Genomic DNA, 24820 nt, shown 5'->3' with positions numbered 1-24820 from the left:
CGACCGCTGCCGCCGCGGCGCAGATTTCCGTAGAATTGGCTCCAAAGCGTCTCAACCTCTCATTCATCGTTTCATCCATCGTTGCCGTGAAACCCAACCACCATCTCAAGCCTCGCGACCCTGAAACACTTGATCGACTCGCCAAGGAAGTCGCATCGCGGCAGTTCTCGGCTGCCCAAATCGCCTCGCGGCAACAAGAGATCTACCAACAAACGCTGATGCTAAGCCGGGCGATGGACGGCCCCAACTTCACTCGAGTTGGCCGCGACGATCTGGTTCGAATGGTGCAGATGATTGACCAGCACTTCTTTGACGGAAAGATTTTGCCGACTGCGACCGCAGAGGGACTGTCGTTTGGGTTCTCATCGCGAATGACGCGAGTCGCGGGAAAGCTTGTCACCCACTACTCCGACGGCCAAAGTCAGGGCAGACGAACGTTCGAACTGGTGCTTTCGTCCACCCTCTTGTTTCAGACATTCGAACAAGACGTCAATCGTCCCGTCGAAGTGACAGGCCGTTTGTGTCGTGATCGGCTCGAAGCGATGCAGCGAGTTGCCGAACACGAGTTCACGCATCTGGTCGAGATGCTGATTTGGAATAGTGGGAATTGCAATGAAGCGAGATTTCAATCGATTGCTCGCCGGCATTTTGACCATCGCGATTTCCGCCATGATCTGATTACCCAGCGAGAACGAGCGGTCCGAAAGTTTGATATCCGCGTCGGCGATCAAGTACGATTCACTCACCAAGGTCACGTTCTTGTTGGCCGAGTGAACCGAATCACCCGCCGCGCAACCGTGCTGGTCGAACACCCCAAAGGCGAGCCGTTCAGTGATGGAGGGCGATATGTCCGATATTACGTGCCCCTCGAAAGGCTCGCTAAAAAACAAACGTAGCCGCGTCTCTCCGAGACGCGGAAGATATCGCACGGTCGTAGCCGAGTCTCTCCGAGACTCGGGAAACTTAGCGTGTTGGCGAGACGGTGGTACTGGGAGTTAGCGTCTCGGAGAGACGCTTCTACTGGAAGTTAGCGTGTTGGCGAGACGGTGTGCTGGGAGTTAGCGTCTCGGAGAGACGCTTCTACTGGAAGTTAGCGTGTTGGCGAGACGGTGTGCTGGGAGTTAGCGTCTCGGAGAGACGCTTCTACTGGGAGTTAGCGTGTTGGCGAGACGGTGTGCTGGGAGTTAGCGTCTCGGAGAGACGCTTCTACTGGAAGTTTGCGTGTTGGCGAGACGGTTATGCTAAGAACTCGCGGCGGAGTCGGGTGATGTATTCTAGCAGCGGTCGCGGTTGGTTTTTCGAATCAATCATGCCGCTGTGGCTGATAATGTGAGGCTCGGCGTCACACCAACCCTCCCATACAATGGCGTGGACGCAGTGTTTGGCAAGTAGCGTACGGATAAAGGGGCCGGCCACACGAAGCTGCTCGATCCGTGGCTCAAAGTCATCCGCAGTCGCTGCTAATGTCTCGATCGGATACACGGCACGTTCATCAAAGCCGCGGTCGCCAGGAACGCAAAGTTGAACCATTAAGGGCATTCCGAGCGTAGCCCAGCGATCGATCATCTGTCCGAATTCCACTGCCGTTCTTGGTAACGTTGATCCGTTAGCATAGTTGACTCGGACATCCAATCCGATCCCCGCCATCCCCAAACCGCTTCGTGCAAGTGCATCGGCAAAGTGCATCGGTGAGATGCCGTCGTGATGACAAGCCAAATACTCGCCGAATGGTTGGTCGAAACTCATGATCGCGGGCGTATTCGGATCGGTGCGCCGTACGGTTTGCAAAATGCCGACCGCCAACCGCATCACCTGCTCATCATTTAGCTCAAGTGGGCCGGGTGTATTGAGCCCCGATGCACAATTCCAAAGTTGAACTTGACCGCGTAATTTCAAGACGGTTCGTTCGACAAATTGGCAAACCGCTGCTAACAGTGAATCGAAATCCTCTTCGAGCAAATACAGCCAATGCGGCAACATCCGCTCGCGAAAATCGAGCAGGGGGCCACCAATGACTCGCAATCCTTGCTCTCCACACCAACGAATCGATTCTTCGGCGGCGTCATAGTCGAATCGTCCTGAATCCGTCTCAATATCCGCCCAACTGATTCGCACCGCTGCCGAATTAAAGGCCGTACAGAAGTCTTCACTGTGCGTGGTCGATCTGGGATTGGGTGGCAAAACGGATCCTGCCAACAAGGTGCCAATCGTGATTTCGCGTTGTTTGCGAAATGCGATCGATTGAAGCGCGAAACTATCCCCCAAGTTCGCCAACGCTTGCGTCAAGAGGGAGATCGCTTCGACCGAAAGTTCCGAGGCCAATCCAGGATCCCCTCGCCGTTGGGCCGCATCCAAAAAACGTTGCGTCCCCGTTTTCAACAACTCCTTGAACTTGTCTGTCAAAATCAGTCCGGATCGTTCCCAGGTATCCGATTGCATTCGCGCCCGGTGGCAACATCCACGAGCAAGTTCCAACATCAATAAATGTGGCTCGTCACTCGGACGTAAACTGCATGTACTGACGGTCGAATAGCCGACATGCTTGACTGGCAGCGTCAGAAATAATTTCCCAGAGGAATCAATCGTGCGGGTCAACGTCAATCGAGACCCAACCAATTCATTCCTCGATTGCCACGGCACGCCCTCGATGCCGCAGATATAGGCTTTTTTCCACAATGATTGTTCGACTAAACCATGAACGGATTCCGGGACATCGAAACGGAACTGTCCCATAATGCAAACCAAGCCAATGCGAAGTAAGGAAGATGACAAAAGGAAAAGGGCAAATAGCCAAGATCGACATTGTACTTCGTTCCTGGCCAGTTCGCGAGACGACTGTTCCACCGCTTGCCGATTAATCCGCGGTTTGCCAAATTAGGGAGATGAACAACTTACCCCCCAAAGACGACGCACCCTTGTACGAATTCGACACGCCGCAGTCATCCGGTCAAGCGGCACTGTTGAAAACCAACCTGCCACTTCCACGTCGCAGCGGCAAAGTCCGCGATGTTTACGACCTCGGCAGCGAAGTGATGATCGTCAGCAGCGATCGGATTAGCGCCTTTGACTTTATTCTACCGAGTGGAATACCAGGAAAAGGCCGCTTGTTGACCAAAATGAGTCAGTTTTGGTTTTCCAAACTCAATGTTCGCCATCATCTAAAATCGGTTGAGATCCCCAAGTCTTTATCGGATCATTTTGATACCACGCCGCTCGAAGGTCGGATCATGATCGTAGAAAAAGCAAAGGTGATTCCTTTCGAATGCGTCGTCCGTGGCTATCTCGAGGGCGGCGGGCTACGTGAGTATGAGTTGACGGGCGAAGTGTGCGGGAATCACCTACCGACAGGGCTACGTCAATGTGACAAGCTGCCGGAACCCATTTTTACGCCAGCCACAAAAGCCGAAGAGGGAGAGCATGATGAAAATGTGTCGCTCGATCGAATGATCACCGATCTTGGGAGTGAGCTGGCGTTTAAACTACGAGACGAATCGCTGAGAATATACAACGAGGCCGCCGACTATGCGGCGAGCAAAGGAATTCTAATTGCCGATACCAAATTCGAATTTGGGCTCGTTGGTGATGAACTTGTCCTGGTCGATGAGGTGTTGACGCCTGATAGCTCACGTTTTTGGGACGCGGCAACCTATGCGCCGGGAATCGCACAACAATCGTTCGATAAGCAATTCGTTCGCGAATACCTTTCGAGTTGCGGTTGGGATAAACAGAGCGACCCGCCACCTCTACCCGATGCCGTGATCGCTCAAACAGCCGCGAAGTACCAAATCGCCCTACGCCGGATTAGCGGAGAGTAGGAGTTGGGAGTTGGGAGTTGGGAGTTGGGAGTTGGGAGTTGGGAGTTGGGAGTTGGGAGTTGGGAGTTGGGAGTTGGGAGTTGGGAGTTGGGAGTTGGGAGTTGGGAGTTGGGAGTTGGGGAGAGGCAAATGGCAGATTCGGCTACCCTGCTGCGGGCAAAAATGTCTTCCAGCACTCGTAGCGAGGGTCTTCAATCGACTGCGCAAGTAGTGGATTGAAGCGGGGCTTTGTGGGCCGCGTCAACAATTGCATTCTCGCTTGCTGCGGCGTCCGCCCCCCTTTGCGACTGTTGCAGCGGAGGCAGCAACAGACGATGTTCTCCCAGGTCGTCGGGCCGCCATGTGAACGAGGAATCACATGATCGAGGCTCAATTTGTTTGTCGGTTCGCTGCGACCGCAATACTGGCAGGTATGCTCGTCGCGAGCAAACAGGTTTTTGCGGTTAAAACGAACCGTTTGCACCGGCATCCGGTCGAACCGAGTCAGGCGAACGATTCGTGGTACGCGAAGCTCAAAACCAACGGCACGGATATAATCTTCGCCCGGTTGCTTTTCCAGCGAAGTCAATTGACTCAGTTCGCACCATGAATCGAAATCGTAGCTCAGATATTGGTCGTCTTCGTGGCTTATCACTTCCGCACATTCCCGGTACAAAAGCGTAAATGTACGTCGAACGTTGATCACTCGAATCGCCATGTAGAAGCGATTTAATACCAAAACATTTGTATCGAGTACACTTTGCGAACTTTCCACGATTGTTCCTTCCGTCGTCTCTCGTTTTGCGGGAGTCTTCTTCGGTCACACAAGTATAAGCAATCGGCAACGATGGTGGTTTGTCAGCCTGGGACCACTACCGGCAAACCGAATTATTATCCATGCGGAACCACCCAATTGCGACACGTCGAAACCGACGGGTGGTTCACTGTCATTTTAGACAAAAATAAGAAGACATGTTTCAGTTAGTATTAAATTTTAAGTTCGATTGCCTCCGTGTTGTCCACCTAGGCTTCGACACCGACTACTGGTTCGGTTGGCTTGGCCCGACGGGCTCCGTCCTCGCTGCGACGGTGTTAATCTTGGTTTGTTTGTTGGCTTGGGCGAGCAATCTCATCACGTTGCCAGGAAATTGGATCTCGGTTGCCGCGATGGCTTTGTACGCGTGGTTGGGGCCATCGGAAGGGCGGTTGGCGATCGGAATGACCACGCTATTGATTGCGTTTTTCTTCTCTCTACTTGGAGAAATTGTCGAATTTGTCGCCGGCGCCTACGGTGCGAAACGGGCGGGCGCGAGTCGTCGGTCGACGATCTTTGCCATGATCGGATCGATGGCGGGTGCATTGACCGGCGCGTTTGTGGGGATTCCGATACCGGTCGTCGGCTCGATACTGGCCGCGATCCTGTTTGGGGGCATCGGGGCGACCGCTGGGGCGATCTATGGCGAGTGGACCGATGGCAAACCATGGAAAGAATCCTGGTCCATTGGTCAAGCTGCATTTTGGGGGCGTACCTTCGGAACGCTCGGGAAATTTGCCGCTGGCTTTCTGGTGGTGTTGACAGCAATTGTCGCTGTGCTGCTCTAGGCTCGACCTGAAAGCATAGCGGAAGTCGTAAAGGTGTCGGCCGCCAGGAACCTTTGCCGTGGGCTAGACTTCCAGACTGGGGGTGGCCCTGCCTGGGCTTCCGTTACGCTAAGACAACCGCTTCGACTGCTGCGTCAATGTCCGGATTTTTGCGGCTAAATCGTCAGTCAAGAGGTTTGGTTTTAGCCGCCACACCCAACTGCCAGTCGCTTTGCCGGGCTGGTTCATGCGTGCTTCGCTACCCATGCCAAGCCAATCTTGAATGGGGATGATTGCGATATCGGCTTTTGAATTCATAACCGACGCAATGAGCTGAAGATGGATATCTTTCTTCTCCGTAACAATTTCCGCCAGCAAATCGACTTGTTCGGGATCGACTTTCCGTTTTTTGTACCATCCCATCAGCGTGTCGTTATCATGGGTGCCTGTGTAGGCAACGCATTGCGGTGGATAATGGCTAGGACGATGATAAACATCGTCTTCCTGCTCAAAGCCGAACTGCATGACTCGCATACCGGGGAGTCCAAGAACGTCGCGAAGTTCATGCACTGCCTCGGTTATCATCCCTAGGTCTTCGGCAATCAGCGGTAGGTCGCCGAGCTGTTTTTGTGCGGCCAAAAAGGGTTCAGCGCCTGGGCCTTTGACCCAACGACCGTTGATCGCCGTCTTCTCGCCTGCGGGGACTTCCCAGTACGATTCAAAGCCGCGGAAATGATCAATACGCATCCAGTCGAATTGATGAAACGCGTGCTCAAACCGTTTCGTCCACCATCCATAATCGCATTTGGCTAGCACGTCCCAGCGATATTGAGGGTTCCCCCACAATTGCCCGGTCTTGCTGAAGTAGTCGGGAGGGACGCCCGCGACAAGCGTTGGGTTTCCGGACGCATCGAGGCAGAAGATTTCTTGGTTTGCCCAGACATCGACGCTTTCATGAGCGACAAAAATGGGCATGTCACCATACATGCGGACATGACGATCGTTTGCGTATCGTTTGAGCCGCACCCATTGATCATCGAAAATGTATTGCTGGAACTTTGAAAACTCGATTTCTTGACTAAGCTGAGCGTCCCAAGCATCGAGTGCTGCTGCTTCACGGTGGACGAGGTCGCTTGGCCACCTCGTCCAATCACTCTCGTCAAAATGGACCATTAGCGCTTCATAGCGAGCAAAATCATCGAGCCACCATGCATGACGGGTGACGAACTCGGCAAGTCGAGACCGATCGGCTTCGCTGCCGCCTTTTTGAAAGTGATCGAAAGCTTTTCTCAGTAACGGGCGGCGAAAACGAGCGACGGAATCAAAATCCACTCTCGTCAAATCCGGCGCAGCCGGTTCGTCGCCTTGTCTCGAATCGGCCTGAATCAAATCCGCTTGAGCCAAGAACCCGTCTTCGACCAACATGGCGGGGCTAATGAGCAGCGTGTTACCAGCGAAAGCCGAGTAGGAGCTGTAAGGCGAATGACCGCGTGCAGGGGGACTCAACGGCAGGATTTGCCATGCCGTTTGACCAGCCGCTTCGAGAAAGTCAACGAATTGATAAGCCGCACTGCCGAAATCACCAATGCCGAACTCATTCGGCAAACAAGTGATATGGCAAAGAACTCCCGAGGAGCGAGGAAAACGCATCAGGAATTCTGGAGTGGTTTCACACCCCAGATCTCATCGGCGTATTGCTGGATCGTTCGGTCACTCGAAAACCAACCGCTACTGGCGGTATTCAAAATGCTCATCCGGTCCCACTTTTCAGGATCCAAATAGGCTTTACCGGCTTCGACTTGGGCGTCGATAAAGCTGCGCATATCGGCAATGGTCAGCCATTGGTCATGAGGGTTCCGGAGTCCCTTGGTCAACAGGTCGAAGATCCCCGGTTCGGTTTCATTGAAGGTTCCATTCTCCAATAATTCCATCGCTCGGTAGATATCGGGATCAGCGGCGATAATGGCGTTTGGATCGTACGCCCTTTTCGTCTCAGCGACCTCCGCGGCATCGAGTCCAAACAGAAAGAAGTTCTCGGCACCGGCTTGTTCACGGATTTCGATGTTGGCTCCATCGAGCGTTCCGATTGTCAGAGCACCATTCATCATGAACTTCATGTTCCCCGTTCCCGAGGCTTCTTTCCCAGCCGTCGAAATTTGCTCCGACAACTCGGTTCCTGGGCAGATGATTTCCATCGTGGAGACACGGTAGTTGGGAAAGAACACCATGCGAAGTAACCCTTCGGTTCTCGGGTCCGAGTTGATCACCGCAGCGACGTTGTTGATCAACTTAACGATCAGTTTTGCCACGTGGTAACCGGGGGCAGCTTTGCCACCGATCAAAATACACCGTGGAACCATTCCCTTTGTATCCCCGCGCAAAATGCGGTCGTACAAATGGATCGCATGCAAGACGTTGAGCAGTTGTCGTTTGTATTCGTGAATCCGCTTGACTTGGACATCGAACACGGCATTGGGCATAAATTCGACGCCTGTATGCTCTTTCACATGGTCCATCAGCCGTTGCTTGTTCGCCTGTTTCACTGCACGCCATTTTTGGCGGAACGAAGCATCGTCGGCGTAGGGAGCGAGCTGTTTGATTTGCTCCATGTCTGATTCCCAACCGCTTCCGATCGTCTCGCAGAGCAGTTTGCGAAGCTTTGGATTGCAATATGCCAGCCATCGACGTTGGGTGACCCCATTGGTCTTATTGTTGAACTTTTCAGGCCAGATATGGTAAAAGTCGGCGAACAATCCTTCTTTGAGTAGCTCGGTATGCAGAGCGGCAACACCGTTGACCGAAAAGCTACCGACAATGGAAAGGTAGGCCATACGAATGTGCGGTTCGTGGCCTTCTTCGATCAAGGAAACCCGGCGCCGTAGTTCGATGTCACCCGGATGTTTTTTGGCGACTTGCGTCAAGAACCGCTCGTTGATTTCGTAGATGATTTCTAGCAATCGCGGCAGCAACCGACTGAACAATGCGACCGACCAACGCTCGAGTGCTTCCGGTAAGAGTGTATGATTGGTGTAGGCCATGCATCGAGTTGTGATTTGCCAAGCAGCGTCCCATTCCAGGTGGTGCTCATCCATCAACAATCGCATCAACTCGGGGACGGCACACGCCGGGTGCGTATCGTTGAGTTGGAAACAATTCAAGCGACCGAAATCGCTAAAATCTTCGCCGTATTGATCGACCCATTTCTCAAGAACGTCTTGTAAGCTAGCCGATACGAGGAAGTACTGCTGCTTGAGTCGCAACTCTTTGCCGTTTTCGCTGGAATCGTTAGGGTACAAAACCATCGAAATCTGGTCGGCATTGTTTTTTTCGACCACCGCTTCGGGATAGTTGCCCGAGTTGAACTCATCTAAGTCGAAAATATCAGAAGCTTCCGCTTTCCAAAGTCGAAGCGTATTCACGGTGCCGTTCTTGTGGCCGGGAATCGGCATGTCGTAAGGCACCGCCATCAAATCGTTCGTCCCAATCCAACGACTGTAGGCTTTACCGTCATCGCCAATCACTCGTTGAGTGTGTCCGTATAACCGAATCGTCTTGGTGCTTTCGGGACGTTCGATCTCCCAAAGGTTACCATCACGGAGCCAGTGATCGGGTGCTTCGACTTGTCGCCCGTGTTCGATCAATTGGTGGAACATGCCAAATTCATAACGAATCCCATACCCAGCAACGGGTAATTGCAAATTGGCACAGCTATCCAAAAAACATGCCGCCAAACGCCCAAGACCACCATTGCCGAGACCTGCATCGTGCTCTTCCTCTTCAATCTCCTCGAGTGACACGCCGTATTGATGAAGTGCTTCGCGGGCTTGTTCATCGACATCCAAATTCTGGATCGCATTATTGAGCGACCGCCCCAAAAGAAATTCGAGCGATAAATAATGAACGCGACGTTCGGTGCTTTGGCCAAAGCGTTGACGCGTATCACGCCAATTCGGAACCAAGTGATCGCGAACCGTATTGGCTAACGCGCTATACAGATAACTTGGTTCCGATTCGGTATCACGCAGTCCTAGCGTGTAGTAGAGATGCCGTCGAAGCTCAAGTGGCAGCGGCGACAACAGGTTGGCAGAAGAATCAAACGTGGGGACTTCCGGGCCCGATGTGGTTTGGTCAAGCATCTTCTTCGAGGTTCCTTAGTGATGAGTCGGTGCCTATTTGCGCGCGCAGCGAATTGTCGCACGGGAGCGTAAAATTCAGTATTGCAAAACAGGTTGCATTTGTCGATTGCTGTTACGCAACGATGGCTAACGAGTGTCAGGCCGAATCGAATTGCACGGACGAGTGGGCAGGACAATTACCCGAATTCGTATCTAAGGGCAACGTTGGATGACTTTTTTTCTGGCAATTTTTCAAAATCAGCCAAGCTTTGACTCTGCAGCGGGGGGACTGATCCCGGTTAGACGATCGATTCCGTACGGGCTGCGTCCAAGGATTTTGAAAGCGCAGCTTGCTCTTCCGCACGGCGAAGGGCAATTTCGACACGGGCGAGCAGGTCGTCAGTTTGCGGCAATTTCTCGCAGTCATTGTTCTGAGCCGATGCTGTAAACTCGGCGTGGCAATGCTGACAAGCGACGGTGCACCCTAGAAGCGAAGCCCGAATTTCGACTCGGCGACCACAGGTTGGGCACGATTGCGTGAAGCGAACGCGTTGAGAAGAAGTCATCATCAAAATCCTTGTAAACTGATCGTTTCCGTCGTCGAAGTTGAGATTCTAACCCTTGCGGGCAAACAAGGCAAGTATTTTCCTTGGTGAATGCGGGAGGGGGATTTGGCAGGTTTTGCCTAATCGCCTCCAAACCGGTCGGTTTTCCGCTGAAAACCAGTGCCCCTTCTTTGCCAGCATTGCACTGAAAAAAGTATTTTTTTAAGGAGGAAAATTTCGCTTGGAATCGAGCGGGGGGCGGCTCGGTTTCGCAGTTGATGTCAAACCATTAAGATCATGGCGGTCCATTCGCCGCAAGAGCATCGGAGGCGTCGAGAGGGATCAGCCGTTTTGGAAAGATTGAGGTCAAGTGAGGATGGGAGAATGACGAAACGAGTACTGTTTGTGTGCATGGGCAATATCTGCCGCTCACCAGCCGGCGAGGCGGTGATGAGACGATTCGCTCAGGAGTATGGGGCTGACGTGGTCGTCGAATCGGCGGGCACGCATGGCTACCATGTCGGCAAGCGGCCCGATCCGCGGATGAGGGCGGCCGCAGAAGCTCGCGGTTACGAAATGTTTAGCCATGCACGTCAAGTTCAGCCGAAGGATTTGGAGCCAGGCGCGTACGACCTGGTGCTGGCAATGGACACCGAAAACCATACGTATTTGCACTCACTGGCTAAGGGAACAAAGTCTCATATCCGAATGTTCGGCGATTACCTTGATGATCGTTGGCCAAAGGATGTGCCGGATCCCTATTATGGTGAAGAAGAGGGGTTTACCGAAGTTCTTGATATGCTCGAAGAAGGCTGTCCCGTCATCCTGCAAACATTGGTTGGCGAGGGTATCTTCGAGGGCGAATTTGACGATTAATGATGAATTATCCGCTTGCAAAATAAATTTATGCGATTGCTCTTCCTCGGGGATCTTGTCGGCAAGCCCGGCTATACGGCTGCCCACCAAAACGCCACACGACTCCGCCAGGAATTGCGTCTTGATGCGTTAATCGTCAACGCCGAAAATGCGGCCGACGGATCCGGTTTGACCAACCGGCAATTTCGTCGCTTGATCGATTCAGGAATCGATGCGATTACAATGGGGGACCATATCTTTCGGCACTGGGAAATAGAGAAATCACTTCGTTCCAGTGATCGCATTGTCAAGCCCGCAAACTACCCGCGAGACGCACCGGGGCGATGCTGGACGGTCATCACAACCTCCAGCGGCGAAAAATTGGCGATCGTTTCCTTGCTAGGGCGAGTCTTCATGAAGCCTGTCGATTGTCCGTTTGATGCGATCGACCGTGTCCTGAACGAAATTGGAGACCAAACCAAACATATCCTCGTTGATATTCATGCCGAAGCAACCAGCGATAAACAAACCATTGGACGGTATCTCGATGGCCGAGTTTCGGCGGTCCTGGGGACTCACACTCACGTGCCGACCGCCGACGCAACCGTTTTCCCTGGCGGGACCGCATTCCAGTGCGATGTTGGAATGTCGGGGGCCTACCAGAGTATTATTGGCCGCGACATTGATCGCGTCACCTTAACGACGCGAACCGCCGAACCGACTCACTTTCATGTTGCCACCAAGGACGTGCGACTTTGTGGAGCAATGGTCGAAACGGACGAGGGAGGGCGGGCAATATCGATCGAGCGGTTTGAGCAGAAGATTCGTTGTCATTAGATTCGTTGTCATTAGTGGCGATGCTGATAGGAAATCGGTTCATCGAATGCTATGCTGGTCGTCATGGATCGCCGCGTTCGTGTTGTTTCGAGGCGATTGTTGCTCCGCTCTCGGAGCGGGGGGGCGTCTGCGACTGCGGATCGAAAGTTGAACCTCGCCAATCGATCGACGCGGCCTGTTCGGAGACCGGAGCAACATCGCGGCGAAGCTTCTTACCCGTTTTTTTGAGGAATTGTCATGCTACGCACTTGTCTGCTGTTCGGATTTGCCACGCTTGCTTGCGTTGGGCTATCGGGTTGCCGCGAAGAAGTTCCCGTTTCGTTTGAGCCCAATATGGTCCATTCGATGAAGTACCAAATCCAAGAGGGGTTTTCGATGGACCAAGCCTCCAAGGATACGACATGGGTGGTCGACAAAATGTTTGGTACGCCCAACGACCCCAAGTTGCCCGACTTTGCCGCCGAAGACGATGATTTGGCATCGCTCGTTACGCTCGACCGGTTGGTTCGGGCGTCAGGCCCCGTTGGTGAGGAAGGGCGTGGACTTTACCGCACCCATTGTGCATTGTGCCACGGTGTGACCGGCAATGGACGAGGAACGACGGCGGCAATCTTGAATCCGTACCCCCGAGATTACCGCATGGGGATTTTTAAGTTCAAGTCGACTCCGCGAGGTTCGAAGCCAACCGAAGAGGATATTGCTCGCTCGATCCGAAACGGGATCGCGGGGACGGCAATGAACAAAATCCCAGAACTCGATGAGGAAGATATTCAATCGCTGACCGATTATGTCATCTATTTGTCTTGGCGCGGCGAGCTAGAGCGGGCGTTGATCGATGACGCCATTTTCGAGTTAGACCTCGAAGCTGGCGACCGAATCATCAATCCTGACTTGGCCACCAGTGAGAAACCTGAGGACAAAGAGGTCTTTGAAGAACAATGGGGATATGCTGTCGATCTTGCTTCGGGCATCGCCGATTCGTGGCTTGAAGCAGAGGGTGACGTAATCGACGTCCCCAAACCGCCTGCGGAATTGCCCGTCCCCAATAGCCGCAAAGAATATGACGAAATGCTAAAAGGCGAAAAAGCGGAGGCATTGTTAGCTTCGGTGGAAACAGGCAAAAAGCTGTTTGTTGGAAAGATTGCGTCGTGCAGCACATGCCACGGTGAACAAGGCTTGGGCGATGGGCAAACGACCGATTACGATGACTGGACCAAGGATTGGACAAGCCGAATTGGCTTGAAACCTGAGGACCGCGATTCGCTGCTTCCGCTGCTTGCACGCGGGGCGTTGCCGCCGCTCAACGCGATCCCCCGTAATTTTGCAGAGGGGATTTTCCACGGCGGGGCGAATTCGGAAGATCTTTATCGAAGGATCACCCAAGGCATCGACGGAACACCGATGCCGGCAGCAACGTTCGTCGAAGGCGAATTTGAGAAGAAGGACGTTTGGAACCTGATCAACTACATCCGCTCATTGCAGGCGGCTGACCACGATCCCGATTCCGACCCGGTCCTACAAGAGAGTGTGGTCTCGATGTAGTGGCCTAAGCTTTTATTGTTTTTTACGGCCTGTTTCATTGCCTGTTCCACGGCCTGATTGACGGCCTGGTTCATTGCCTGGTCCTTTCCCTCCCAACCCCCTGTGACCATTCCAACCCGATGCGAAACTATCTACAACTTCTCGACGAAGTCCTCCATCATGGGACGGACCGTGATGATCGTACCGGCGTCGGTACGCGAGGCTTGTTTGGCAAGCAAATACGGTTTGATCTGGAGGGCGGGTTTCCGCTGCTAACGACCAAGAAACTGCATCTTCGTTCCATTATCTACGAGCTTCTCTGGTTTTTGAGAGGTGACACGAACGTCAAGTGGCTCCAACAAAACGGTGTCACGATCTGGGACGAGTGGGCCGATGCTGATGGGAACCTAGGGCCCGTCTATGGAAAGCAGTGGCGAAGTTGGGCGTGTGCGGACGGCCATACGATCGACCAAATCGCGGAAGTCCAAAAACAGATTGTTGAAAACCCGCACTCGAGGCGACTCATTGTTTCGGCTTGGAATGTGGGCGAAGTCAGTGAAATGGCTTTGCCCCCATGCCATTTGCTATTCCAGTTTTATGTTGCCGGCAACAAGTTGTCGTGTCAGCTGTATCAGCGAAGTGCTGACCTGTTCTTGGGGGTACCGTTTAACATTGCCAGCTATGGGCTGTTGACGATGATGATGGCTAAAGTGACGGGGTTAGAGCCAGGCGAGTTCGTCCACACCTTGGGGGATGTTCATTTGTACAGAAATCATTTTGATCAGGCGCGCGAGCAATTAACACGGCATCCCAAGCCCTTGCCCAGAATGAACATTCGCTCAAAACCGAAGTCAATCGATGGTTTTCAGTTTGCCGATTTTGAATTGTCCGATTACGATCCCCACCCTCGAATCAAGGCGCCGATTGCGGTATGAACGACTTTCCGCTCGTCGCAATGGTTGCGATGACCCCATCCGGCGTGATTGGAAAAGATGGCGACATGCCGTGGCGGCTTAGCAGCGACCTACAGCGGTTCAAGCGGCTGACGATGGGTGGCACGCTGATTATGGGACGAAAAACGTTTGATTCGATCGGGCGGCCATTGCCAGGTCGCAAAACGATCGTTGTGACGCGAAACCAAGATTGGGGTTTCAAGGGGGTGGTGATAGCCGAGTCACCGGAGCATGCGATTCGGCTAAGCGCTACCGATCCGAAAAGGTTTGTTGTCGGCGGAGCGGAGATCTATCGGCAACTGATTCCTTTTTGTAGCGAAATTTGGCTTACTCGTGTTTTGGCATCGGTTGCGGGAGACACTTTTTTGACAATTGACCTTGGCGAATTCGAAGAAATCGAACACACTACGCTACCCGCGTCGCAAAAAGATGACTTTGCGACCGAATTTGTGAAGCTTAGAAGAAAAAAATCTTAGAAAAATCGAAACCGTCGCGGCGTGCCCATTGAGCAAATAGGGGACCGTTCGCTATAGTTCCGCTTTGATAGCCGTCACGCCGCGTCATTTATTGATCGGCGTGATTAGCTTCTAAAACCAAGTTTCCTTTACATTGCATGTACCTCGGATCGTTACCTCAGGAGTTCCGCTATGCCCCGATTGATGGGCGTCGACATACCAAACGACAAGCAAATCCAGTATTCGCTGACCTATTTATATGGCATCGGCTTGTTTACGGCTCGCGAGGTTTGTGACAAACTCGACATCGACCCTGCTCGCTCTGCTGCGGAGTTGAGCGAAGAAGAGCTGAGTCGCATTGCGGCCCTTCTCGAACGCGATTACGCGGTCGAAGGTCCATTACGTCGTTTCGTCACCCAAAACATCAACCGGCTTCGTGAAGTCCGTTGTTATCGGGGCATTCGCCACCGCGTGAGTTTGCCAGTGCGTGGTCAACGCACGAAGACAAACGCTCGTACCCGGAAAGGCCCTCGCAAGACGGTTGCCGGCAAGAAGGGCGTCAAGGATTTGCGTTAAGCTTCCTGATCAACGTATTGACATTCAAACCAACCTCCATTTTTTGATCGAGACTTTGCAGTGGCAAAGACCAATAAGAAAAAACGAATTCGACGCAACGTGACCAGCGGAATCGCTCACATCCACGCGACCTTCAACAACACAACCGTCACGATCACCGATCCCAAGGGTGACACGTTGTGTTGGGCGACTGCGGGAACGAGCGGTTTCAAGGGGAGTCGTAAAAGCACACCGTTTGCTGGCCAATGTGCTGCACAACAAGCAGCTGAGAAAGCGACAAAGTTCGGCATGCGTGATTGCGAAGTTCGCGTCAAGGGGCCTGGTAGTGGCCGCGAAAGTGCGATCACCGCCCTTCAAGCTGCAGGCTTGAATGTCAAGTTGATCGAAGAGGTCACACCGATTCCGCACAACGGTTGTCGTCCTCGCAAGAAGCGCCGCGTCTAAGCCGCCGTGTTGAAGCCGCCGCGTCTAAGCCACTGTTGAGCCACTGTCAGCGGCGATTCGAATGGTTTTTCGTGGTTAGCTGCCGGCGACCGACATCAACGAAACCCAAACGGTTTTGCCGTTTGGTCACACCTGTCCAATTTAAACATATAACTTATATCGAGGTCCCATGTCGATGCACATTCGATGGCGTGGTATGGAATTACCCAGTACGCTTGAAGTCGATCGCGATACCCTCACATCCACCTACGGGAAATTTTCCGCTGAACCGTTCGAACGCGGTTTTGGTGCGAGCGTTGGCAATAGCCTGCGGCGAGTTCTTTTGAGCAGCCTAATGGGCAGTGCTGTCACCCAAATCAAGATCCGTGGTGCACAGCACGAATTCACTTCGATTCCTGGAGTGATGGAGGACGTCACCGAGATCGTCTTGAACGTCAAAAGTTTGGTCGTTCGTAACCACAGTGAAGCGACTCGCGTGATCACCGTTGAACGTGACACCGCAGGCGTGATCACCGGTGCGGACATCGAAACCGATTCGGATGTTGAAATCATCAACAAAGATCACGTGATTGCGACGCTCACCGAAGACACCCCTTTCATGATGGAAATGGTTGTCGAAAACGGTCGTGGTTACGTGCCAAGTACCGAGCACAGTAGTGTCGACCACGAGATCGGCATTATTCCGATCGACGCCGTGTTTAGTCCGATCACCCGTGTCCGTTATGAAGTGGAAGAGACTCGAGTCGGCCAAAAGACGAACTTTGACCGGTTGAACCTGGAAATTTGGACGGACGGCAGCGTGAATCCAGAGTTGTCGCTTGTCGAAGCGGCAAAGATTCTTCGCAAGCACCTCAATCCATTTGTCCAATACCGCGAACTTGGACCGAGTATTTTCTCGGCCGCACGTGGCGGAACGGGGTCACCGGAAGCACAGCTTGAGTCGAAATTGAACATGACACTTGCTGAAATGCGATTATCGGTTCGAGCCAACAATTGTCTCGAAAGCGAAGGCATCCAAACGATTCGTGATTTGGTACAACGAACCGAAGATCAACTACTCGAAGTGCGAAACTTCGGGGACACAACACTCAATGAAGTGCGTGAAAAACTCGCTCAGTACGGGTTGCATTTAGGCATGAGAGTGCCGAACCAGCCGATGTTCTAAGCGGATGTTCGAAGCGATTGTGCAACAACAAAACTTATAGATCATTTAACCATTAGACGGAATCTCCGCCATGCGACACCGCAGAAAAGGCCGCGTACTCGGTCGAAGCCCAAGCCACCGCAAGGCGTTACTCAAGAACTTGACAAGTGCATTGTTCTTGACCGAACGCGACGCTGAATACGACGAAAACGCTCCGAAGGTAAAGGGACGGATTATCACGACGCTACACAAAGCGAAAGAGGTCCGGCCGCTCGTCGAAAAATGTATCACGATCGCCAAGAAAAGCTTGCCACACGCTGAGGAAGCAAAGAAGTACGCAACGCAAGCCGAGCGTGGTACAGATGCTTACAAAGAGTGGCGAAAGAGCGATGAATGGAAAAAGTGGGCCGCCGCTCGCGCTCCTGTCGTCGCCGCTCAAAGGCGTGTCGTGCAGCTCATCGGTGACCGCCAAGCAACAAGTATCTTGTTCGACACGATTGCCGAACGTTTTGTCGATCGGCCCGGTGGATACACTCGAATTCTGAAACTTGCGACACCCCGTTTGGGTGACGCCGGTGCTCGTGCGATTCTTGAATTCGTAGGCAAGAACGACCGTGTCAAACGCAAAGCAGAACGACCATCGTTCGAAGACGATGCCTCATCGCAAAGCGAGGAATCCGCAGAAGAGCCCGTAACCGCTGGCGCTCCTGCCGCCGATAGCTCAGAAGACGACCAATAGAGAGTTCGCTCTTCATCTTATACAAAGCGACGATTTGCAGTGAGTGCAGGTCGTCGTTTTTTTTTGGGGGGGGCGGAGCCTTTGCGTTGCATCCTCCGGCGAGCACGAGGTCCACTCGCCAACGAAACAATTCTCGCAAACAATTCACACAATCGTACCAACCGGATTGGTTCGTCTTTACGTGATCGGACTGAAATTCGCTGAAAAAAGCGATCGCTACCGCTAGAATGGCAAAAGAGTGTTTGGGAAAGCGAGGAACGACATGAGGCGGTTCTCGACTTCTTTGTTAGAATGGTAGGACGATCAGCGTTACCGATTCTAATGGGAAATCATCGCTCCATGGAAATCGCTCCATGGTAAACAGGCGATCGGTCTCTCTTCCAATTTCGATCCAATGATATGAACAAGCTTTTTTGGAAATACTTCTTTGGATGCTACCGTTCAAGCACGTGCTCAGCAGGCATCGCGTCGAAGCGACTCGTTTCTAGGCCGTGGCGGGCCATTCTATTTTGTTTGTTGGTGTTAGCCTGTCTGCCAAGCCCCCACGCCACCGCAGCGGAAACCTCTGTTGAAGGTTCTCCTGAATCTTTCTCGATCGAGCAATTGGCGGATGACGATTATGGCCGCCGGCAGGCGGCGACCGTTCGTTTGTGGCGGCTTCGCGATCAATCGCGACAAGCGATCATGAATGCGGTAAATCATCCAGACCCCGAGGTGGCCGAGCGAGCACGGTGGGTGCTGCGTCAATGGCGGCGAGGATCCCTACCCGATACGCCGCCACAGATTGCTCGCTTGCTCGACTCCGCCGATGACCCGGCCGTTTTGGAGGAGCTAGTGGAACTGGGGCAATTCGGCTCGGTTGTCGTCGCGATCGAAGAATCAGCCAATGCCGCCGATCGTGATCTGCTACACAAACGACTATCAGCTCGATTGACGAAGCGGTTTCCGATCTTCGTTCGGGCGGCACAAGCGGATGACTCAGCACTCGATCTGTTGGCTCTCGTTGATTTGTGTGCGGATTCAAAAGAGATGGCAGTATGCCGAATCGATTTGATGCGAGAACTTGGGTTGGAAGTCGACGACAACACGCTGCTACCCAGTTCGTCAAAGTACTGGACTTTGGCACAAAGGCAGCAAGCCGAAGTGACCGTCTTGTTCGCTCTCGGCCGAAATGAGGAAGCGATCGCACGGGCGATCCAAAGTGGCGATCCCACAATGATTCGCGCCTCCCGAATGCTTCTGGGCAGGTGGCAAGCGATTGCATCCGATGCATTGGCGACTGCAAAAAGAGCGGACGCTCATTCGACCGAGGCAACAGCGGCTTGGTGTGACGTATTGATTGCAGCAGATCGAAGTGGCGACGTCCCATTGGTTGATCAAGCGAGAAAGGCATTGACGACAGAATCCGAAGACATGTCGGCGATCAGCATCGGGTGGAAGTGTTTGGCCAGTCACGGGTTTGTGGACGAGGCGATCGCGATGTTGCGGCCGATCGACGTGGAAGGGGCTGCGATGTTAGCGATTGCTTCCGCTCGCACCGATCTCGCTTTCGATATTCTTGAGTATCCCTATGAACAAATTGATGCAAAGCTTTCGGCTTGGATCGAAACGGCGATCCATCTGCAAATCACCAGCGATGACTCTTCCATTCATCCTCAAATGACCCGCTTACTGACGCTGATGCGATGCTTGCTCCATGTCGGACGTGAGTCGGATGCTTGGCAAATTGCCTCTGAGTTAGCCGACAGCCCGATATCGATTGGCTCGATCCAAATTCGCGAATACGTTTTGCAAGCATTGGCAATGTCGAATCAAGAAGCGTGGATGCCCCGCTTGGCCGTCCGACCGGGCGAACGCGAAATTTCGAGTACGTCTCGTCGTTTTCTTATTCTATCGATGAACGATATGGACATCGGTTTATGGCTGGCGTTGACCGGTTCACTCGAAAAATTGTTGCCTTCAATATCGTTTGACAGGCGGATTGAAATTGCATTCTTACTCGGAATTGGCGAAACGGTTGACGAGTTCGGCAGCGATGAGGATTTCGAAAAGCTATTCAATGAAATGGTGTTAGGCCATGATACATTTTCGCCGAACGCAGGAAGGGTTTTAGCGCGTCAGTTTATGTCTCGCCAATTGAATACGTCTTTTGCTTCCTTCTTTTCGATTCATGATCAAAGTCGATTGGCATCTCGGGTACTGGACCTCCTACGAATGCGAGGTGACATTCAAGCGCAGAGCATGGCCGCAGAAGAGCTAAAAAACCATGATCGTGCGGACTTGGCCAACGTCGCTTTTGAACAAGTTTGGAGCGGTCTTCTAGACCGGTCGTCGTTGTCCAATACGATACGCCGGAATTCGGATGAGATGGAACTGGCGATCAAGGCGACCGTGGCGCAGTGGGTACTCGCTAGGAGGCAGGGCTACGATGAAAGGGCAGCCAAATTGAAGCAGCAAATCCGCCTGATGCTTTGCTCGCCCTCAACGGGACAGCGAAAAATAATGCTCCATGAACTGGCTGAGGTCAGCGATGATGAAATGATCTTGAGTGCTTACCAAGTATTGATTGCGATGACCGCCCTCGGTAGTGCTGAAACATCCGATTTGTACGACGTCGCTAGAGACTATGCAACGCTGGTCCGAGAGACCGAACCAGGCGAGGCGGCGAGGTGGTTTGACTTGGCGGTCGGCGCGACGTCCGATTCGAACAACTACCATCCGCTCGCCTATATTTCCCTGCCCGTTTTCGTCCGACGCTGGTTCCTCGAAGCGGCGATCCAAGAAAATGACGTCGAACAAGTCAAGACCCATTTCGAGCGAATCTACGCACTCAATCCAATGGACGTTGACGTTGCTGAACGTTTGCTGCCATTGATGAGAGAGAAAGAAGGGATGGAAGAGGTGGCTGAGCAGGCGTTCGAGCGAACGTGGAAATTCGGAAGCCAGTACGTCGAGACCTACCCCTTCGACACAACAGCAGCAAACAACTTGGCCTGGGTTGCTGCGATGAACAAGAAGCGGCTAAGTGAAGCAGCAAAGATGGCCGAACAAGCCGTTTACTTTGAACCTGACAGCGCCATATTCAGAGATACGCTTGCAGAAATCCTCTATCAACAAGGGAGGAAAACCGAGGCCCTTCAAATCGAGCGAGCATGCATTCTCGACGACCCCGGGCAATGGCACCTCCACGAGCAAATCAAAAAGTACGCTGCCGAACTTGAGTAAATACCCCTGCATATCATTTGAGTTTTGGTAGGAAAATGGAGGTAGGACGATAAGAGGTTTCACGTCCCAAAATTCCTTGAGTCCACGCCATTCATAGCTGCCTGCTCCGATGACGAAGGCTCCACGGTAGGATGGAGGACCGGGAAACGGAGCCGAAGAGGGCAGCAAAATGAGAAGAATAGTGCCGAATAGAACGCTAACCTAACTTGCTGATTGAATGAAAGCTTTGGTTGGGGGAACACACCAAAGTTTTTTTCGTACACCGGGGGCCGATCGGGTTTTTAGACAAACTCTTGAATGATTTCAGGACGAGGAGCTGAAATCACCACCTTGTCGACTAGCAATCCTTTTCGTTCGATGACGGCTCCGCCAACTTCGACCGCCTCGTTCACGGAGGCAACATCGCCGGTTAGTGAAACCCAGCCCTTCCCGCCGATCGCCATCGCAAGGTGGATCGTGATAAGTTGGACCTGGGTCGCCTTGACGGCGGCATCGGCTGCTTCAATGACCGACGCCACGCTGAACGCCTCGATCACGCCCAGGGCTTTGAGCTCGGGCAATTGACTGACACCACTAATGGCCGGAAAAACGGACGGATGAACATTGGGGATCACGAAATGGTCGACCACGGTATGGGCGCCGGCTTTCACCCCCGCTTCGATTGCCGAGGTCACTGCATCGACATTTCCGCCGATCAATACCATGTATTTTCCTGGGCAAATGGTCCGATTCACAATGATTTTTACGTTTGCCGATTTGAGCACGGTATCAGCGATCATGAATCCTCGCGCGATGCTGGATGTTTCGACGATGCCAATTGCTTTACCGTTTTCCATCAATTTACCATTGGTTGAGCTGTGATTTCGATACTGTCTGAGGTTACGGCCGTTACTTGACCGTCCATGCTGGCGTGTGCTGGACAACCCATCTGCTGCTCTTCAACCATACCGACAATGTCGCCACGGCGAACCGTGCTACCGACCGAGACAACCGGTTTTGCCGGTGCTCCAATATGAGAGTTCAGAGGGATCACGACCCGACGGGGGCGCCAATGATCAAAGTTGACAAAGGGCGCTTTGCGATTGTAGGGAGCAAGTCCGAGTCGCCGAATCAGTGTCGGAATAGGAATCTCACGTCCTTTACGAGCTGGATGGACATCTCGAAATAACACATCCAATTCTTCCTCGGATCGTCCAAGTTTGTTTTCACGTAGCACCTTCTTAGCATCCACGCAAATGTTCTTTGGATCGAGCGATTCGGGACAAGCGATCATCGAGCAGACATTGCATTCGCAGCAGTATTGGGCCCACAGACTACCGCGTTGTTTCGACTCGCCCGTCATCAGCAGAGTGCGCATTACTTTATGTGGTTCGATGGGGTAGCCCATAATGTATCGAGGACAAAGCTCGGTACAAAGCGAACATTGGTCGCATTGCCCATGGCCGATACGCGTGTAAGTTTCCTGCGACTGAGTTTTGCGTTTTGCCAAGTAGTGATCACGCGGGAGTGCAATGATGCCGCCCATGTTTTTTCCCACCGGAGTAGAAAGATCGGTGGTGACGCCGCCCATCATAATACCGCCGGTTAGAATCAACGGGTCATCCACTGTTAATCCACCGGCAAGCTGGAGGCAATCAGCGATCGAAACACCGACCGGCACGACCGTCGTGATTGGTTCGGCAACGGCGCCGCAAACCGTCACGAACTTTTCGACAACGGGGCGTCCTGCGACCGCGTGCGCGACATTGACGATCGTTTCTACGTTATCGACCACACAGCCAACATGCAGCGGAATACCACCGGGCGGAATCAGTCGTCCAGAAATCTCGTAAACCAAGATGTACTCATCGCCAGCCGGATAAACATCGGGGTAGACAAGATTCTCAAAGTGATTTGCTTGCAAATCCGCTTGGAATCGCTCAATCACATCTTCGTTTTTCTTTTTCACCGCGACCGTAACGGTCGTGGCATCGGTCAGATCACGGACAATCTGCAAACCGCGGAAAAAAGCGTCTTGGCGTTGCAGCATCGCCTCGCGATCTTTCTGCAGAAGCGGCTCACATTCCGCTCCGTTCGCAATCACATGTTCGACGGAAGCATCGAGCTTTTTGTAGGTCGGGAAACCGGCACCACCGGCGCCGATGACCCCTGCTGCCCTAATTTGCTGAAGCAATTCTTGTTTCGCTACGGTGGTTACGCCCATCTTAATCGTCTCATCCCAATCCTGTTTATTATCAGGAATATCCGCCCGGTAAAAGGACAACAGGCTTTGTCCGAAAAGGGGCCTGACCCTTTGGAGGACGTTCGTTTTTCAATCGTTTTCCGCTTGTCAGGAAAGGGTCAGACCCCTTTTCGGACATGCCCAGTTTGATCGCAGTTTGAGACGTTGTCAAACACGTGCGGCCCCATTTTACGCGGAGTTCCGCATGGGATCAAACAATGCACTTCAAAAATCGCTCGTAATATGAATTTCCGGACGAAACACGAATCCGGCAAGCCACCATATCACGGCCGGTTCCGCTCAAACCGCCGGGTGAATTATTCGGTAAGGTGGTCAAAGGAATGACTGACACTTTTGAACGACAGCAAACGATAGGCGTCCCGAAGAGGATGTGATTTTTTGTAGCGAAACTCGGCAAGCGTTTCGGCAATGCTCAATAGCAACGTTCAATAGCAACGTTCAATAGCAACGCTCAATAGCAACGCTCAATAGTCGTACCATACGCCGAAGCCGAGGTGGTGTTCGACGTGGCGGAAAAATTGGAATTGGCTACTCGGCCCATGGAAGTACTGTAGACCGGTTCGAAAACGGCGTTCGCTATAAGTACCTTGCCATTGCCAACCGGTTTGGATACTGACGGACGGATCGAAATCGACGGCTTCACGAAGATCGATGTTCATTGCGGTGAAGGGGCTGCCCGACGTTCTTGTTCTTGGTTGGGCGATGTATTCCAATCCCGTTTGAAATTGCAGCGGTTCCGCGCCACCCGATCGCTTCACCGCAATCGCCATCTCTCCGTAGAATCGCCACAGCGGATTTGGATAGTAGCTGAGGCCTCCGACCAGTGATTCCGTCACATAGTTGATACGTTCATAGCTTGGATTTCGCACAACATATTCGTCGCCAACATGAGAACTGATGTGGAAATAGCCAAGCTTCGCCCCCCATTGGCCTTGACGGGTCGTGAGGATCGTTCCGAAGCGGTAATCCATCGAGTCGACATCTTCGGATTCCAAAATATTTAGCCGCGTGATCACGCCGCCTTCCACGTCCCATTGCCATCCTTGTCCGCCAACACTTTGAGGCGTTCCATAACGGAGCAAGCCAATTCGTCCTCCGAGTGTCGCGTCCCAGTAACCGTTTTCATCGTCGTCGCCCAAAAAAACGGTCGAGATTCTTGGTTCGTGAAGCCCCGCTAGGTAGGAGTGCCAAAGCAGTCCATTGGGCAGCAAAGACCATTCCCAAGGAGTTGTCTGCGCCGGACAACCGTGGTTGAAATATTCGTGTGCCGAATCGTGACTCGTCACGCCAATTTGGCTTTGCTGCAAATAAGTGCTTTCATCGGTCAGCGGATTTTGAAACGCTGGATCCTGGAATGCGGGCGCTTCAAATGAGGGGTCGTCGATCAGCCCCAAGCCAATGGGAGCGGACAGGGGGATCGACAAAGTTTCTTGGGCAGACGTTTCTTGGGCAGACGTTTCTTGGGCAGACGAGGGACCCGAACACACAATCACGGTCAAAACCGTTGCCAAAAAGACTACCAACCGGCCAGGCCAGGCAAGTTCACTTCGCCGGAAATGAGATCGGTTGGAAGACAAGGTCATTACGACGCCCAAAAAACATGACTCAAATGTTAAAGACTTTTGGCCACTATCTGCTGTTACATGAACGTGGTGACACTAACTTCGCTGCCATTTTTTATCGGCATAAAAACCGTTAATAATGAGACAGGGCTTAGAATAGTACTGACTTATACGATCGGTTTCACTGTTGGGACCGTATTATAAAGACGGTCGTATCGAATAGAATGAAAAG

Annotated in this window: 21 protein-coding genes; 13 read left to right on the top strand and 8 right to left on the bottom strand. The window is 52.7% G+C overall.

The features are described from left to right. Nucleotides 1-65 precede the first annotated feature (65 nt). Entirely contained in the window at nt 66-896 is an 831-nt protein-coding gene (locus Q31b_RS11080) for a hypothetical protein (protein ID WP_390622323.1), read from the top strand. A gap of 340 nt (nt 897-1236) precedes the next feature. Here the strand turns inward: Q31b_RS11080 and Q31b_RS11075 are convergent, their stop codons facing one another. Further along, the gene (locus Q31b_RS11075) at nt 1237-2772 is read right to left on the bottom strand and encodes a glycoside hydrolase family 10 (RefSeq protein WP_231617474.1); all 1536 of its coding nucleotides are present in this window, start codon (nt 2770-2772) and stop codon (nt 1237-1239) included. A gap of 110 nt (nt 2773-2882) precedes the next feature. Here Q31b_RS11075 and Q31b_RS11070 point away from each other — a divergent pair, with 110 nt between their 5' ends. After that, a complete protein-coding gene (locus tag Q31b_RS11070) occupies nt 2883-3815 on the top strand; it encodes a phosphoribosylaminoimidazolesuccinocarboxamide synthase (protein WP_146599738.1) in 933 nt (310 codons plus the stop codon). A 142-nt stretch (nt 3816-3957) separates the two neighbouring features. Here the strand turns inward: Q31b_RS11070 and Q31b_RS11065 are convergent, their stop codons facing one another. Further along, a complete protein-coding gene (locus Q31b_RS11065) occupies nt 3958-4512 on the bottom strand; it encodes an HNH endonuclease (protein WP_146599992.1) in 555 nt (184 codons plus the stop codon). Between the two features lie 254 nt (nt 4513-4766). On the opposite strand from Q31b_RS11065, the gene Q31b_RS11060 reads away from it, so the two are divergent. Continuing rightward, on the top strand, nt 4767-5396 hold the full coding sequence (locus tag Q31b_RS11060; RefSeq protein ID WP_146599737.1) for a DUF456 domain-containing protein: 630 nt from the start codon (nt 4767-4769) through the stop codon (nt 5394-5396). A gap of 108 nt (nt 5397-5504) precedes the next feature. Here the strand turns inward: Q31b_RS11060 and malQ are convergent, their stop codons facing one another. The 3 genes from malQ to Q31b_RS11045 all read right to left on the bottom strand — a co-directional run bounded on the left by malQ (nt 5505) and on the right by Q31b_RS11045 (nt 10059). After that, on the bottom strand, nt 5505-7025 hold the full coding sequence (malQ, locus tag Q31b_RS11055) for a 4-alpha-glucanotransferase (RefSeq protein ID WP_146599736.1): 1521 nt from the start codon (nt 7023-7025) through the stop codon (nt 5505-5507). Then, complete coding sequence (locus tag Q31b_RS11050) at nt 7025-9511, bottom strand: glycogen/starch/alpha-glucan phosphorylase (protein ID WP_146599735.1); 2487 nt, start codon at nt 9509-9511, stop codon at nt 7025-7027. The genes malQ and Q31b_RS11050 overlap by 1 nt, the downstream gene beginning before the upstream one ends. Before the next feature lie 278 nt (nt 9512-9789). After that, the gene (locus Q31b_RS11045) at nt 9790-10059 is read right to left on the bottom strand and encodes a response regulator (protein ID WP_231617473.1); all 270 of its coding nucleotides are present in this window, start codon (nt 10057-10059) and stop codon (nt 9790-9792) included. A gap of 360 nt (nt 10060-10419) precedes the next feature. Here Q31b_RS11045 and Q31b_RS11040 point away from each other — a divergent pair, with 360 nt between their 5' ends. The 10 genes from Q31b_RS11040 (at nt 10420) to Q31b_RS10995 (ending at nt 20784) form a co-directional block, all read left to right on the top strand. Then, nucleotides 10420-10911: a low molecular weight protein-tyrosine-phosphatase gene (locus Q31b_RS11040; RefSeq protein WP_146599734.1), complete on the top strand. Its 492-nt coding sequence runs from the start codon at nt 10420-10422 to the stop codon at nt 10909-10911. A 30-nt stretch (nt 10912-10941) separates the two neighbouring features. After that, complete coding sequence (locus Q31b_RS11035; RefSeq protein ID WP_146599990.1) at nt 10942-11727, top strand: TIGR00282 family metallophosphoesterase; 786 nt, start codon at nt 10942-10944, stop codon at nt 11725-11727. 237 nt (nt 11728-11964) lie between these two features. Further along, nucleotides 11965-13269: a cytochrome c gene (locus tag Q31b_RS11030; protein ID WP_146599733.1), complete on the top strand. Its 1305-nt coding sequence runs from the start codon at nt 11965-11967 to the stop codon at nt 13267-13269. A 119-nt stretch (nt 13270-13388) separates the two neighbouring features. Next, a complete protein-coding gene (locus Q31b_RS11025) occupies nt 13389-14183 on the top strand; it encodes a thymidylate synthase (protein WP_146599732.1) in 795 nt (264 codons plus the stop codon). Continuing rightward, nucleotides 14180-14677 carry a dihydrofolate reductase gene (locus tag Q31b_RS11020; protein ID WP_146599731.1) on the top strand — a complete coding sequence of 166 codons (498 nt, stop codon included), beginning with the start codon at nt 14180-14182 and terminating at the stop codon, nt 14675-14677. The genes Q31b_RS11025 and Q31b_RS11020 overlap by 4 nt, the downstream gene beginning before the upstream one ends. Before the next feature lie 183 nt (nt 14678-14860). Beyond that, nucleotides 14861-15232, top strand: a complete 372-nt coding sequence (rpsM, locus tag Q31b_RS11015) for a 30S ribosomal protein S13 (protein WP_146599989.1) — start codon at nt 14861-14863, stop codon at nt 15230-15232. A gap of 60 nt (nt 15233-15292) precedes the next feature. Further along, nucleotides 15293-15676, top strand: coding sequence for a 30S ribosomal protein S11 (gene rpsK / locus Q31b_RS11010; RefSeq protein WP_146599730.1), 384 nt, complete (start codon nt 15293-15295; stop codon nt 15674-15676). A 169-nt stretch (nt 15677-15845) separates the two neighbouring features. Next, complete coding sequence (locus Q31b_RS11005) at nt 15846-16841, top strand: DNA-directed RNA polymerase subunit alpha (protein ID WP_146599729.1); 996 nt, start codon at nt 15846-15848, stop codon at nt 16839-16841. A gap of 70 nt (nt 16842-16911) precedes the next feature. Further along, a complete protein-coding gene (locus Q31b_RS11000; RefSeq protein ID WP_146599728.1) occupies nt 16912-17559 on the top strand; it encodes a bL17 family ribosomal protein in 648 nt (215 codons plus the stop codon). Nucleotides 17560-17958: 399 nt separating this feature from the next. After that, nucleotides 17959-20784: a tetratricopeptide repeat protein gene (locus Q31b_RS10995; RefSeq protein ID WP_146599727.1), complete on the top strand. Its 2826-nt coding sequence runs from the start codon at nt 17959-17961 to the stop codon at nt 20782-20784. Nucleotides 20785-21065: 281 nt separating this feature from the next. Here Q31b_RS10995 and Q31b_RS10990 read toward each other — a convergent pair whose 3' ends face one another. From Q31b_RS10990 to Q31b_RS10980, 3 genes are all read right to left on the bottom strand, one after another. Continuing rightward, nucleotides 21066-21620 carry a BMC domain-containing protein gene (locus Q31b_RS10990; protein WP_146599726.1) on the bottom strand — a complete coding sequence of 185 codons (555 nt, stop codon included), beginning with the start codon at nt 21618-21620 and terminating at the stop codon, nt 21066-21068. Next, complete coding sequence (locus Q31b_RS10985; RefSeq protein ID WP_146599725.1) at nt 21620-23047, bottom strand: 4Fe-4S dicluster domain-containing protein; 1428 nt, start codon at nt 23045-23047, stop codon at nt 21620-21622. The genes Q31b_RS10990 and Q31b_RS10985 overlap by 1 nt, the downstream gene beginning before the upstream one ends. 443 nt (nt 23048-23490) lie before the next feature. Next, nucleotides 23491-24609, bottom strand: a complete 1119-nt coding sequence (locus tag Q31b_RS10980) for a DUF1207 domain-containing protein (protein ID WP_146599724.1) — start codon at nt 24607-24609, stop codon at nt 23491-23493. Nucleotides 24610-24820 lie beyond the last annotated feature (211 nt).

It is taken from the genome of Novipirellula aureliae (assembly GCF_007860185.1).
In the GTDB taxonomy this organism is placed as follows: Bacteria; Planctomycetota; Planctomycetia; order Pirellulales; family Pirellulaceae; genus Novipirellula_A; species Novipirellula_A aureliae.
The sequence above is the reverse complement of the archived record's forward strand: the minus strand, read 5'-3'. Positions and strand labels throughout refer to the sequence as shown.

Coding starts and splice junctions, on each gene's coding strand:
- Q31b_RS11070 (WP_146599738.1), top strand. CDS start 2,883: ATGAACAACTTACCCCCCAAAGACGACGCACCCTTGTACGAATTCGAC.
- Q31b_RS11065 (WP_146599992.1), bottom strand. CDS start 4,512: ATGGCGATTCGAGTGATCAACGTTCGACGTACATTTACGCTTTTGTAC.
- Q31b_RS11060 (WP_146599737.1), top strand. CDS start 4,767: ATGTTTCAGTTAGTATTAAATTTTAAGTTCGATTGCCTCCGTGTTGTC.
- malQ (WP_146599736.1), bottom strand. CDS start 7,025: ATGCGTTTTCCTCGCTCCTCGGGAGTTCTTTGCCATATCACTTGTTTG.
- Q31b_RS11050 (WP_146599735.1), bottom strand. CDS start 9,511: ATGCTTGACCAAACCACATCGGGCCCGGAAGTCCCCACGTTTGATTCT.
- Q31b_RS11045 (WP_231617473.1), bottom strand. CDS start 10,059: ATGATGACTTCTTCTCAACGCGTTCGCTTCACGCAATCGTGCCCAACC.
- Q31b_RS11040 (WP_146599734.1), top strand. CDS start 10,420: ATGACGAAACGAGTACTGTTTGTGTGCATGGGCAATATCTGCCGCTCA.
- Q31b_RS11035 (WP_146599990.1), top strand. CDS start 10,942: ATGCGATTGCTCTTCCTCGGGGATCTTGTCGGCAAGCCCGGCTATACG.
- Q31b_RS11030 (WP_146599733.1), top strand. CDS start 11,965: ATGCTACGCACTTGTCTGCTGTTCGGATTTGCCACGCTTGCTTGCGTT.
- Q31b_RS11025 (WP_146599732.1), top strand. CDS start 13,389: ATGCGAAACTATCTACAACTTCTCGACGAAGTCCTCCATCATGGGACG.
- Q31b_RS11020 (WP_146599731.1), top strand. CDS start 14,180: ATGAACGACTTTCCGCTCGTCGCAATGGTTGCGATGACCCCATCCGGC.
- rpsM (WP_146599989.1), top strand. CDS start 14,861: ATGGGCGTCGACATACCAAACGACAAGCAAATCCAGTATTCGCTGACC.
- Q31b_RS11005 (WP_146599729.1), top strand. CDS start 15,846: ATGTCGATGCACATTCGATGGCGTGGTATGGAATTACCCAGTACGCTT.
- Q31b_RS11000 (WP_146599728.1), top strand. CDS start 16,912: ATGCGACACCGCAGAAAAGGCCGCGTACTCGGTCGAAGCCCAAGCCAC.
- Q31b_RS10995 (WP_146599727.1), top strand. CDS start 17,959: ATGAACAAGCTTTTTTGGAAATACTTCTTTGGATGCTACCGTTCAAGC.
- Q31b_RS10990 (WP_146599726.1), bottom strand. CDS start 21,620: ATGGAAAACGGTAAAGCAATTGGCATCGTCGAAACATCCAGCATCGCG.
- Q31b_RS10980 (WP_146599724.1), bottom strand. CDS start 24,609: ATGACCTTGTCTTCCAACCGATCTCATTTCCGGCGAAGTGAACTTGCC.